The sequence below is a fragment of the Shewanella sp. HL-SH5 genome (genome assembly GCF_051163755.1).
GTDB lineage: Bacteria > Pseudomonadota > Gammaproteobacteria > Enterobacterales > Shewanellaceae > Shewanella > Shewanella glacialimarina.
This window is the reverse complement of record NZ_CP195038.1, coordinates 363,074-376,809: the sequence shown is the minus strand read 5'-3', so window position 1 is coordinate 376,809 and position 13,736 is coordinate 363,074. Positions and strand designations below refer to the sequence as shown.

Sequence of the window (13,736 nt, the reverse complement as noted above, 5' to 3'; positions counted from 1 at the left end):
ACCATAAATGAGTAAACTATCACCTTGATAAAAACCAGCTAAAATTTTAACGGCTGGTATTGAAGGCAAATAGTTTATCGATTAATAACAACGGATCGGTTACTATTCGCTGCATTATTAACCCAAGATTAATTAAGAGTGACTGACGGCCAGTGGATAATCAAGACTTTATCGAAAAACGTAGATTTATCATTAAATTAGGTAAAGCATTACACAAGTTTGGTACGCCAGCTTATCGCCTTGAATCCCATTTGCAGACGGTATCCCACACCCTTGGTATTGAAGGTTATTTTCTTATATCTCCCACGTCTATGACGTTTGTTTTACAACATGATACTGAACAAGAATACAACCATGTTGCCCGCGTAAAACCCGGTGATTTAGATTTAGGCTCACTGGCGCGTACCTTTGAATTAGTTGAAGAATTAAGTTCTGGCCAACGCACATTGCAAGAAGCGCTTGACCGCTTAGAAGAAATTGCCAACAAACCCAACCCTTACGGCCACAAACTCACTTTATTAGCCTTTGGTTCAAGTGCGGGTGCTTTTGCCATGTTAATGGGTACGGGTTGGCATGATGTGTTCTGGTCTGCCCTGCTGGGGCTAATTGTATACAGTTTAGTGTTTTGGGCTGAGCGCTCTAAACGTGTTGCCGAAATGCTAGAGCCTTTGGCTGCCGTTGTTGTGGCTATCCTGGCCTGTGGTATTGCGCAATTTGATGCCAGCATTAATTTACCTGTGACTATTTTATCTGGGATCATCATCTTTGTCCCCGGTTTAGCACTGACTTTAGGGTTAGCTGAGTTAGCGGCGCGCGATTTAATATCAGGCACGGCACGCATAATGGATGCCGTTATGCAGTTGTTTAAACTGTATTTTGGCGCCGTACTTGGGATGACAATCGGTAAAGCCATTTTTGGCGAAGCGATTTACATTGACCCTGAACCACTGCCTCGTTGGGCCATTTGGTCCGCGGTACCCATGCTCTCTATGTCACTGGTGATTATATTTAAAGCCCGCCTAAAAGATTCACCATGGGGTGTTTTTGCCGGTATTGTGGCCTTTTTCTCAGCCATGTTAGGCGGCCTTTATTTAGGCGAATCCATCGGTATTTTTGTTGGCGCTCTGGCAGTAGGTATTTACTCCAATTTGTATGCACGTTGGATGAAAGCGCCTGCCTCTATCGCGCTGTTGCAAGGCATCGTTATTTTGGTGCCCGGCAGTAAAACGTATATCGGCCTTAATGCGCTGATTTCTGGTGAAACAATGTTGAATCAGGCGCACCTGGGGTCGCAAATATTCTTAATCTTTATGTCGCTTATCGCAGGGCTTATTTTTGCTAACGTGATAGTGCCGCCTAGACGATCTTTATAGGCTGTCGTCATACTCAGATAAATACTGCAGGCTGCTATTTTTCGGCCTGCTTAATTTTTTTCGCTACATAATAGTATTTTACCTACTGACTCATTAACCATTCTAGCGACCCATTTATAGCTAATCCTGTCTGTTTAGTTTTTTTAATAACCAATATCAAAAACAATACCAATCAATTACGGTAAACACTTGACTCTATACCAATTCAGGTGTGTTATTAAACATGCTGACAACAAAAACAAAACACCAGCAAAATGTTAACGATCATTTTAGTAACAATTAGTCTAAAGATAATAATTAAAGGACATCTCGATGCCAAAAACCTGTTTAGTGTTACTGAGTATCGCGTGTGCAACCTTGCCATTTTCAGCTTTTACAGCTGATATTAATACAAATAATACATCCTTAACCCCGCCACCTGAAACGGCCTCCCAAGCTGAAAAAGAAACCCCAAATTCCACCGTTAAAGTCAGTAAAATAGTGGTTCAAAGTAATCCAATCTTTGATGAATCTGACCCCGAATCATTCTTTATCCACCGCTGGGCTAACTATCTGCATATCAATACGACTGACTCAACCATCATAGATAATTTAAGTTTTGAAGTGGGTGATGATATTAGCCAAAAAGATATTGAAGAAGCACAACGTCTTTTGCGATCTGAATCTTATATTCGTGACGCTAAAATTACCGTTACCCAAAAGGCGCCAGACGCCGATAATACCACCGACCAAACCATGCTGGTTGAAACATGGGATAACTGGTCCTTATTACCGACAGTGAGTTTAAGCAAAAATGGCGGCGGCACTAAGTACTCTTTTGGTATTAAAGAGGATAACTTACTCGGTTTAGGTATTAATACCCGGGTGAAATATCAAGCTAGCGATGACAGAACCGGCTATAAATTTGCCTTTAGCGCACCGGTAAAAGCAATCAAACATGCCATTGTTGCCGCAGATTTTTATGATAATAGTGATGGTCAAGCCACAGCATTGGCTTTTTACAAACCCTTTTATGCTTTAGATACTAAGCACATGTATGGCACATCTTGGGTACAAGATGAGCGAACAGACATCATTAGACAAAATGGTGTCGACGTGAACGAATTTAAACATAATGTCGAGTTTGCTAACCTAACCTATGGTTGGTTGTTAACCCGTGATCAGGATCAACTTAGCCGGGTGACTTTTGGTTTAACTCAAGATAGCAATAAATTTGAAAATCTTGAAACGTATCCGCTAAGCGAATTACCCGTTGATCGTGACTTTATCTACCCCTGGGTAGGCTATGAATACCTACAGGATGATTTTACTGTTCTTAATAATATTCACCTTATCGGCAATAACGAAGACTTTAATTTAGGTTGGCACCATTCGGCTAAGCTTGGCTTTGAAACCAATGATGTTGCCGATAACGCTAATTTGGGATATCACTTAAATATTCTCAGCAGCAGAGGATGGCAGTCAGATAACCATTTATTTTTAATCAAACTGCAGGGCGAGGCTGATTTAGCCACCAGCCAGGATGATTTTTATAATGTTTCGTTAGCGTCTGAATACTTTTATAACATTACAGATAAATGGACCGCTTACACCAAAGCAGTCGTTGCAACATCAAAAAATAACTACCTTGACCGAACATTCGCCTTAGGGGATGAGACCGGTATTAGAGGCTACCCTAATGATTATCAACACGGTGATAATCAGTGGGTGTTGACAGCTGAATTAAGAAATTACCCTAATATCAATTTATATCAACTCGCCGATTTGGGCTGGGCTTTATTTACCGATGTTGGTCAGGCATTTGGTGGCACAGATGCATTTAATGAAGTAAATGATCCTATAGGCAGTATTGGTATTGGCGCTCGAATTTATTCATCTAAATCAAGTTACGGTAATATTGCCCACATTGATATTGCCAAGCCGTTCACTAATGGACAAGACTTGAATAGCTGGGAGTTTCGATTCCAAATTAAAGACCACTTTTAATTCGATAACACGTTTGATGCTAAGCCTAGCATCGAGCATAAATGTCTCGCGAATGTAAATATTGTGAAAATAATCTGAAAACGTAAATGATAACTAATATCATTTACCAAAATTATTCACAATAGGGACACATATGTTATTTACCCCTAGTAAATTAGCGACTGCGACGCGCTGGGCATTATGCTTAATGTCTTTATCATCAGCTAGCGCTATCGCCGATGAGACTCAGACTAGCAACAAATCAATGGAACGGATGATCATAACTGGCAGTCGCGCTGTTGAGCGCATAGACGAAGTCCCATCATCGGTTACGTTAATAAACCAACAAACCCTAGCACAAGATATGCAAGTGACCAGTGAGCTACAAAACCTACTCGCCTTTCGTGTGCCAGGCCTTGCACCTAGCACCGGAACCTCAAGTAATTCAGGCCAAACACTGCGTGGTCGCGCCGCATTGGTTATGATTGACGGTGTCCCGCAATCTACCCCTCTGCGTAATGGTCAACTGGGGATAAGCTCTATCGACCCAGGTGCAATAGAACGTATTGAAGTGATTAAAGGGGCTACCTCAATTTATGGTAATGGCGCCTCTGGTGGCATTATCAACTACATCACCAAACGTGCGGGCACTGATATAGCAAATATTAATCTGAGCGCTTCAACCAAATTTAGCGCGGTAAAACTAGAGGGCAGCGCAGGTGTGAGGCTTGATACCTCGATAGACGGCACGCTAGATGATTTTAGTTATGTATTGAGTGCAATAAGTGAAAAAACAGGTTTAGAGCGAGATGCCGAAGGCGATGTCATTGGCCTAATTTATGGTTTGTCTGAAACCCAATCAAATAACCTTTTCACTAAACTCGCTTATCAACTAGACGATGATAAGTCTGTACAACTCACTTACAACTATTATAAAGCCCAGCAAGATGCTGATTTAATTGATGTAATTGGCAGTGTTAATAGTGGCGTTAAAACCTATGCTATTCATAACACTCAAGGCATAGCAAAACCTGGGGTGCCACAAGGCCCTAGAGGCAATCACAATTTAATGTTGAAATACGTCGACCAGGATATTTTTTATAACACCCAACTCACATTAGATGGATACCTTCAAACAATAGAGAACATGTTTTTCTATTCAGCTAGCTTAGCTAACCCTAGCGAAGGTTACGATGGTGGACAATCACTGATTAAATCTGAAAAAACAGGCTTGCGCGTTAATTTGGCCACCGCTGCCGACTGGGAACACGTTGCCGCAACCTTCATTTATGGTATCGATGCGCTACAAGATGTGAGCTCACAACCGCTAGAAGATGGCCGTATTTGGGTGCCAGAAATGGACATGTATAATTTAGCGGCCTACTTACAAACCAAATTTATTATTGCCGATGACTGGATTATAAAAGCAGGCGTAAGACAAGACAGTGTCGACTTGGCCGTTGATAATTATCAAACGCTCAAGTTATGCAGCACTCCTAGTACTTGTTCTGTCCCATTTGACGTAAAAGGTGGCGACCTAACCTATGACTCTACCACCTACAATTTGGGGTTAAGGTATAACTTAACTCCTCAATTCAGCCCATTTGTTAGTTTCTCTCAAGGTGCAGATATTTCAGATTTAGGCAGATTACTACGAGCCGCTACCGTCAATGATATCAACCTAGTACAAACACAAGCCTCGGTTGTTGATAATTATGAAATCGGACTGTCTGGTCAATTAAACGATTTAAGCTATGAAATTGCGGCTTACAAGAGTGAATCAGAACTTGGCACCAGTAACAAATTTGACCCGGTTACAGGGGTTTATATGCCAGTGCGTGCACCACAAAAAATATGGGGATATGAGGCACAACTTGACTACCAAATACTCGACAACCTAAGTTCCGGAATGTCCTACAGTTGGGTAGAAGGTAAAGATACCGATGCTGACATTTACCTAGATGGCGGCATTATTGCCGCACCTAAATTTACCGCTTACCTTAACTGGCAGCCGATTCAGCAGGCCAGTATCGGCTTAAATTATATGTATGTAGGCGGTCGTAAACGCTTTGAACAGGTCAATGGTGCGTACGTTGGAGCACAGGGGCCTATCGAACATTACAATGTTGTGAACCTCAGCAGCAGCTATCAAATTGACAGCTGGCAATTATCGCTTGGTATTGAAAATCTATTAAATGAAGATTATTTCTCAGCCCGCTCACAGGCATATACTTACAATGGCTATAATACTAAATCTCTGGGCACTACTGTTAACCTAGGAGTTAAAGCCAATTTTTAACCCAAAAAAAAGACCTTGCAAGCGCAAGGTCTTTTTAATTACAAAAACTGTTTTTTATACCACTGCAGTTTTACGCTTTTGATGTGCGAGTACAAGTGCAATCAATGACACCACACCAACCGCAATACCGACTGGCTTACTTAATTCCATCGGTAGGCCAAAACCAATACCTGCGGTCATAATATAAGATACCGTAATACTGGTACCAATAATCGCCGGTAAACTGACAATCCAATGGAACGTGCCACGGTCAAACAAATACTTAGTCGCTAGCCACAATACACTGGTTGATAACAACATGTTTGAGAAGGCGAAATAACGCCAAATCAATGTGAAGTCAATCTTCGTCATGAAATAAGCAATCACTAAAATCGGCACAGCCAACAATAAACGGTTACGCATACTTTGCGGAATATTAAACGCATCGGTAATGGTTAAGCGCAATGAACGGAACGCGGTATCACCAGAGGTGATAGGGAAAATGGCCACGGCAATAATTGCCATAATGCCACCCGCTACACCTAAATAAGTGGTTGCAACCTGATTAACCACTAACCCAGGGCCGCCCTGAGCCAAAATCTCTTTAAGTTCAACATAACCACCTGGGAATGCTGCAATACCTGCAGTAGCCCATACACACGCCACAATACCCTCTGACATCATGGCGCCAAAATACACTGGGCGGACATATTTTTCATTGGTTAAACAGCGCGCCATAATAGGTGCTTGAGTCGAGTGAAAACCACTAATAGCACCACAGGTAATGGTGACAAATAATAATGGCCACGTGGGTAACCCGTCAGGATTAGGCTCTAATAAATCATTGTTATAATGGCTATGGTCAAAATACGCTAGAAAATCTCCGGCCATAGGTAAATGCGGTGCATTGATTAATAGTGCCACAGCTAAAGACAGGGTCATCACAATCATTAACAGCCCAAATACGGGATATAACTTAGTGATGATTTTATCAATAGGTAATAAGGTCGCTAGAAAGTAATAAACTAAAATAACCAATACCCAGAAGGTATTTCCGCTTAAGAATGTGCCTTCAAAATAGCTTAAATTACTTAATAGTCCTGCTGGGCTCATGATAAATACCACGCCCACAAAAAACAGTAACATAGCAGTAAAGACCAGCATTAAACCTTTAAAGAATATATTAAAATAGTGACCTGCAATTTCAGGTAAACTTTTACCATCCTCTTTAATACTCAATACACCCGAAAAATAGTCATGTACCGCGCCACCTAAGATATTACCGATGACAATCCATACTAAGGCTACGGGACCATATAAAGCGCCAAGAATAGGACCGAATATTGGTCCTACGCCTGCAACGTTTAAAAATTGAATTAAGTAAGCTTTTACAGGGTGAACTTCAACATAGTCCACACCATCATTAAATCGAGCTTGCGGCGTTTTTGCGGTGGGGTCGATTCCAGCTTGTCGTTCTACAAATGGGCTGTAGAATTTATAAGCTAGGACCAGCAACGCAATACATATGAAAAATATAAGCATAATATTTGTCCAGTAGGGAGAGGCATTATTGTAGCTTAGAAGTGTCAACGACTTACCGTGCGAGGTCAAGGCTCTAGCTGCTAGACTAAGGTCTAACAACCCCCCTATTAGCTTCACATTTTTAGCTTTTACAACATTAATGAAGCGAGCTGTACCTAGATAACGTCACACAGCATAATAAACATTACACCTTTTCACCGACTGACTTAATGTATTTAATCGCACTGTTATTTCTTTAGCAAACGGCTTATAAGTCTGACTTTAGAGCTTGCTTGCTGATTTAATAAATGGATCGATATCAAAGACGCCCAACTTAAATGAGCGAGGTGGAATAAAAGCCGTTGATAGGATCAAGCTGTCGAAGAAGACACAAGGTAAACTTATCGAGAAAGGTTCGTCTAGTCGCGATGATAATGTCAGTTACAACCTTATCCCTTTAACCTGATTACGCCCTGACTCTTTCGCCTGATATAACTGCATATCAGCCTCTTTAAGTACCTGTTCCCATGTCTCGTCTAGCGTCGGCAAAATGGTGGCAACGCCCGCACTAATAGTCACAGTAGATGAAATACTAGAGTCAGTATGCTCAATAGCTAATGCCTGCACTGCCTGTACCATCTTCTGAGCAATAGAGACTGCACCTTCACTGTCAGTGTCAGGTAGAATACAAACAAACTCTTCACCACCGTATCGGGCGACCAGATCATAGGGACGAAGTGCTATGCCATAAATAGCTTGTGCGACCGAGCGAAGGCAGTCATCACCCTGTTGATGGCCATAGGTATCGTTGTAGCGTTTGAAAAAGTCGACATCCAGCATAACTAATGACAAAGGCTTACTATGACGGATACAATGGCGCCACGATTCAGGTAAGCTCCGCTCAAATTGACGGCGATTAGCTAATCCAGTTAAGCTATCGAGCAGGGCAATCGCTCGTAAAATATCTGACTGGCGCTTGAGTAAAAATTGGTTTTTAACTCTTGTGGTGGTAATAATGCTGTTTATTGGTTTATGAATAAAATCAACAGCACCTAATTGAAACCCTTTAACTTCCAACTCTTCATCAAAGTGCGCTGTCACAAAAACCACTGCAGTATGAGCGGTTATAGGATTGTTTTTTACCTCTTCACAAACCTGTAGTCCTGTCATTCCGGGCATTTCAATATCTAACAATATCACGTCAGGCTTCACTTTTTCGCACACTTCAATGGCCTGTTTACCACTAGTGGCCATATAGACATCAAACTCTTGATGAAATAGCTGATGCAATATTTTGATATTTAACGGCTGATCATCAACAATCAAGATCTTACCTTTATTATCGTCAGCCAAACTCAGTACTTCAGAATCTAACATTAACCTACCTCCGTCTCGATAACCGCGAGTAATGCCAAAGCATTTTCAAAATCAAGCGCTTGAACTTGGGAATATAACTCGGTCCAACACCTATGATAAGACAATGAAGCGGCCATGTCGTCCACTAGGTAAATAGCATCCAGGTTATTTTGTTGTAAATATTGCTTCAACAACATGATTTTATTGTTAATAAGTTCAACATCTTCAGGTAAACCTTGCACTTGTGGGTCAACTGCTGGTGCTTCATTTGATGGCGTCTCAGATATATACTCAGACAGCTGCTTAACGCTGAGTTGAGATAATAAAGTTAACTTCTCCGTCCAGCGTTCAACTTGTCGCACTTGAGGGTTACCGTGTTTAAACTGCTGTTCTAAATAAGCCGCAAAATCAGCTAAGGTTTTTGCGCCAAAATTACTGGCAACGCCCTTAATTCCATGGCTAACTGCGGCGCTAATTAATGGATCGGCTTGCCCAATCGCAGCTGTAAACAGTAATAACTGTTTATCTATTTCAGCCTCAAATCCTTTGGCCATTTTTTTGAAAAAAACTTCATTGTCTCCAAATCGGCTCAGTATTTGTTCAAGACTATCTAATAAATGCTCGCCCTCAGCAGGAACTTTAGGCTCAAGCACTAAAGATGTCTCTTCCTTGCCTACAGTATTATCGATTGCAACTGAGGTAAATTCACGCCCTACGAGGGCCAAAATACTCGGCACTAACTTCTGCATATCGATAGGTTTACCTATGTGATCATTCATGCCGGCATTGATACAATCGACTCTGTCTGACTGTGAGGCATTAGCCGTCATAGCAAGAATAGGCAACAGTTCAAAACGGGCATCTTGTCGAATGCGTCGAGTTGCCTCCAGGCCATCTATATCAGGCATCTGCATATCCATAATAACGATATCGAATGCCTGTTTTGCTTGGGTAACCAAAGACACGCCTTTAATACCACCTTCGGCCAATACCACCTTAGCGCCTTCTAGGGTAAGTAGTTCATCGGCCACTTGCCTATTTAATTGATTATCTTCTACCACTAAAATGGTTAATCCAGACAAGCGCTTTTGCTTGTTCATTTTTAACGGTACCGGTAAAGCCATCAGCTCACCGCGGATCACTTGGCTAATGGACTGAGCCAAAAGCTTAGACGTTACAGGCTTAGTTAAAAAGTGCACAAATGGCGCACTTGATTCTTTATAATCTTGACGGAAAGCCTCTTCAAGGTAAGCCGTCAACATTATTACCGCAGGCGCAATACCTTGCTGCCCCTGCTGGCCTTGCACCGACGCCCGCAATAACCTCGCGGCATTTATGCCATTAAGTTCAGGCATATTCCAATCCATTAAAACAACATCAAACGGCAGTCGAGCATTATTGGCCTGTTTACATTTAGTTATCGCTTCAGCACCACTATAAGCGCACTCGACAACACAACCAAAATTAACCAAGATACTTTGTAAAATCTCCGTAGTGGTATGATTGTCATCTACCACTAAAATTCGACATCCCTGAATATCGATTGAAGCTTCTGCGGTCATAGGTATTAGCGGTAAAGTGACGTCAAACCAGAAGCGACTTCCCTTGCCAACTTGGCTGGTGACTAACAACTCACCGTCCATCAATTCTACCAAACGTTTACTGATGGCTAACCCCAGACCTGTGCCTCCAAAACGCCTAGTTGTAGAAGATTCAGCTTGTTCAAATCCGGTAAAAATGCGACTAAGTTGCTCTTCACTGATGCCTATCCCTGTGTCGGTAATCGAGAATCGCAGCTTGTTATTATCCGCTGTTGATTCAAGGCACTCAATGCCAATCACCACTTGCCCTTGTTGGGTAAATTTCAGCGCATTACCAGCTAAATTGATTAGCACTTGCTGTAATCTTAGCTTATCGAGAAGCAGCCAAGATGGGATAGCGGGGTCAAGATTAAACATCACTTCAACATCACGATTGCCAAAATAACCTGATAACACCACGGCAAGGTCGCGCATTAACATTTCTATTTCGCAGGGCTGCGGGTCAAGTTGTAACTTACCGGCTTCAATTTTAGAAAAGTCCAAAATGTCATTTAATAAACCCAACAGAGATTTAGCCGCAGTTTGCGTCTTAGCAATATAATCCTCTTGCTGAGTGGACATGGCGGTATGCTCCATTAGCTGCAACATGCCCAGCACCGCATTCATTGGAGTACGAATTTCGTGACTCATATTGGCTAAAAATACCGACTTTGCAGCATTGGCTGCATCAGCTTGTTCTTTAGCTGTGCGAAGCGTTTCTTCTATTTCACGTTGTTCGGTAATATCAATATTAATACCAATCACTCTAACAACATGTTCATGCTTGTCTTTTTCAATCTCGGCAGCCGCTTGAATATAACGAATTTCACCATCAACCTTGATGATTCTAAATACAGGATCATATATTCCTTCGCCAGATATAGCATCCATGAGCTTTTGCTCTACCATCTTCAAATCATCAGGGTGAACTCGATTAAGCCAATGTTGGTATGTTATCCCCTGCTCTCGCATATTCAATGGATAACCGTAAATCGAAAGCATACGGTCATTCCAATGCAAACTATTGTCTAGTACGTTAAAAGTCCAAATGCCTAGCTTAGCCACCTCGGAAGCCTTACTCAGATGGTTACTTGCAGAGATCAAGGCCTCTTGTTGCTGCAGCGACTGGGTAACATCAACCCCGATACCCAAATAACCGAGTAACTGACCATCACTGTCACGCATCGCGGTAACAGACAAAGAAATTTGGCAATGGGAGCCATCTTTTTTTACATAAGTCCAATTACGCGTCTCTGGCCCTTCTGTTCTTGCTTTGTAAACAAAAGTATCAAAGCCTTCAATGGCAAAACCATAGTGTTGTGATAATTCAATTGAGCGTGCTTCAACTTCCTCAGGGATGTGTAAAAAAGCAGGGCTAGATAACCCAACAATCGATTTAGCGTCATAGCCTAATAAATTTTCTGCGCCGCAATTAAATATACTAATAATACCCTGTGCATCTGTGGCAATAATTGACATTTCTGAAGCGGCATCTAATACACTGGTTAATAGTGATCCAAGTTTGTTTTTCTCTAACTGAACAAATTTACGCTCAGTAATATCGGTGCTGAGTGCTATAAAGCGTTCGATATTGCCATTGTCATCGGCTACTGAGCCAATAATGGTATCAAACCAATGTCTGCTACCTTGTTGGTCTAAATTACAAATTTCACCGTGCCAGGATTGCCCCGCATTAATCTGTGCCCACATGCCTTGCCAAAATACGGCATCATGTTCACCAGAGCGTAATATTGAATGGTTTTTCCCTATGAGCTGCTCGCGAGAATAGCCACTCATTCTACAAAAGTAGTCGTTGACCTCTAAAATAACACCATTAATATCAGTGACTACAGAAAGTAGTTGATCATTGATTGATTGAAGCAGGGCTCTATTTTCAGATGCAGCTTGTTGCAGCTCTTTCGTTCTGTTGGCAACCTTAAATTCCAAGCTTTCATTTAATTTTAAAATCCGCAGCTCTGCATCTTGCTGCGCCGTAACATCGCGAATGGTTTGACTAACGCCTATAATGTCACCATTTTCATCCACTATCGTCATAGCGGTCATAGACGTCGCTAAAGTTTTACCATCTTGGCATTGATGAGATGAAACTTGATTTAAAATAACCTCTCCAGCTAACACTTTCGCAAACCAACATTTTTCAAGTTCAGCTTTTTCAGGCGGTACAATCAGCTCGGTACTAAGTGACCCATACACCTCGGACTCGTTGTAGCCAAACAGTAATTCAGCGCCTCGATTCCAACTGGTAATATAGCCATCAAGGTCATAACTAATAATGCCATCGAGCGAATGCGCTAGCATATTAGCTAACCTTGCCTGTTCAGTTAACACTTGTTGTTTACGTTGTAAGCCAATAGACCAAAGCACAACCAATCCCGCCAATAAAATACTGACAAGCACGCTATACATAAATACAACACTGGAATGATTAAGCTTTAAGTTATTGATAAATTTAGGGTAGGCGAGGATCTTAAACTGCCATGTACGGCCAAAAACATTCTTGTTCACCGTATATTGATAGTGGGTAACAGCAGCCGCTTCTGTTGCCTCAGTTTCATAAAAAGTAATGGGGTTATCTTGTAAAGTCACATCCGTCAGGGTTAGCTGAGCTGTTTGCTGGTGTAAATCTAATCCGCTCAATACCTCATCGGTCACCAAAGGCGCATAGCTCCAACCATATGCCTCCATTTTGCGAGTTTCTGGTGTTAAAGGGGTGGCTGCAGTTCGGTACATGGGCATCAAAATTAAAAAAGATTGCAACGATTTGCCCGTTGCCTGCACTAAGGTAATTGGCCCAGACAAACGCACTTCACCAGATAACATTGCGGCATCGGCTGCCTCTCGGCGTTGCAGCTCTGAGCCAATATCAAGACCAACAGCAGCAATATTACGTTCAACCGGTTCAATATATTGAATCACATAACGGTCATTATCGTGGGGAGCAAGCTGACGAATAGCAAAATTAGGCCAACTATCTTGTTGAGCTTGGGTAATAAAAGACGCTTGCTGCTCAGGGGAAACAATACGAATAAAACCAAAACCACGCGCGCCGGGAAACTCCTTATCAACCTCTCGCGTTGCACTGTAGCGAAAAAATGCTTCACGAGATACTTCATTTTCGCCAGCGGTGACAATCATTCCACGAACACCGCGCAGGCCATATTGATAAAGAGTGATACGGCTCAATACTTGATAACTAATTTGTTCTGAAGCAGTTTGAAGTGACTTATTGATTTCAGCGGAGTTACGCTCATTAACTACCCAGGCCAAAGCGGCACTGATGATTAAGCCCAAAAATAGCACTGCGAAGCCCCGCTTAACGGCAGTTTTGTACTCCAAAGACAAATCCATAATCACCTAAGATATTAAAATTATAGAGTTATGATATTGGACTACTCAGAAAGATTTCGCCAGTGGAATCACTAATGGTTAAAAAAATCTTTTCTAAAGCGTTAATTTCACTCACAAACCGTTTATGAGCACTTTGATCAATTAGTTAGATTTTGCCACTAGACAACAAGGCTGATGATATCTTTGATAAAATTAGCTTATGCCGTAAATAATACCAACCTTCGTAACATGCGAGTTAGAACGGCTACTGCGTATATAGGCATAAGCGTAAAAACAAAAGGCCTCACATCGCTG

Annotated in this window: 6 protein-coding genes; 3 read left to right on the top strand and 3 right to left on the bottom strand. The window is 41.8% G+C overall.

Translation table 11 applies throughout. From position 1 onward, the window contains the following. Positions 1-152: 152 nt before the first annotated feature. The 3 genes from ACRWQM_RS01600 to ACRWQM_RS01590 all read left to right on the top strand — a co-directional run bounded on the left by ACRWQM_RS01600 (position 153) and on the right by ACRWQM_RS01590 (position 5,637). Positions 153-1,373 carry a threonine/serine ThrE exporter family protein gene (locus ACRWQM_RS01600; protein WP_434931031.1) on the top strand — a complete coding sequence of 407 codons (1,221 nt, stop codon included), beginning with the start codon at positions 153-155 and terminating at the stop codon, positions 1,371-1,373. A 312-nt stretch (positions 1,374-1,685) separates the two neighbouring features. After that, entirely contained in the window at positions 1,686-3,359 is a 1,674-nt protein-coding gene (locus ACRWQM_RS01595; protein WP_434931030.1) for a hypothetical protein, read from the top strand. Between the two features lie 133 nt (positions 3,360-3,492). Continuing rightward, positions 3,493-5,637, top strand: coding sequence for a TonB-dependent receptor (locus ACRWQM_RS01590; RefSeq protein WP_434931029.1), 2,145 nt, complete (start codon positions 3,493-3,495; stop codon positions 5,635-5,637). 54 nt (positions 5,638-5,691) lie between these two features. Here the strand turns inward: ACRWQM_RS01590 and ACRWQM_RS01585 are convergent, their stop codons facing one another. The 3 genes from ACRWQM_RS01585 to ACRWQM_RS01575 form a co-directional block, all read right to left on the bottom strand. Next, the gene (locus tag ACRWQM_RS01585; protein ID WP_226412855.1) at positions 5,692-7,158 is read right to left on the bottom strand and encodes a carbon starvation CstA family protein; all 1,467 of its coding nucleotides are present in this window, start codon (positions 7,156-7,158) and stop codon (positions 5,692-5,694) included. Positions 7,159-7,578: 420 nt separating this feature from the next. Further along, on the bottom strand, positions 7,579-8,514 hold the full coding sequence (locus tag ACRWQM_RS01580; protein ID WP_434931028.1) for a diguanylate cyclase domain-containing protein: 936 nt from the start codon (positions 8,512-8,514) through the stop codon (positions 7,579-7,581). Beyond that, positions 8,514-13,430 carry a PAS domain S-box protein gene (locus ACRWQM_RS01575; RefSeq protein WP_434931027.1) on the bottom strand — a complete coding sequence of 1,639 codons (4,917 nt, stop codon included), beginning with the start codon at positions 13,428-13,430 and terminating at the stop codon, positions 8,514-8,516. Before ACRWQM_RS01575 ends, ACRWQM_RS01580 begins: the two co-directional genes overlap by 1 nt. Positions 13,431-13,736 lie beyond the last annotated feature (306 nt).

Excerpts from the sequence above, each read along its gene's own strand:
- ACRWQM_RS01595 (WP_434931030.1), top strand. The coding sequence starts at position 1,686 with ATGCCAAAAACCTGTTTAGTGTTACTGAGTATCGCGTGTGCAACCTTG.
- ACRWQM_RS01590 (WP_434931029.1), top strand. The coding sequence starts at position 3,493 with ATGTTATTTACCCCTAGTAAATTAGCGACTGCGACGCGCTGGGCATTA.
- ACRWQM_RS01580 (WP_434931028.1), bottom strand. The coding sequence starts at position 8,514 with ATGTTAGATTCTGAAGTACTGAGTTTGGCTGACGATAATAAAGGTAAG.
- ACRWQM_RS01585 (WP_226412855.1), bottom strand. The coding sequence starts at position 7,158 with ATGCTTATATTTTTCATATGTATTGCGTTGCTGGTCCTAGCTTATAAA.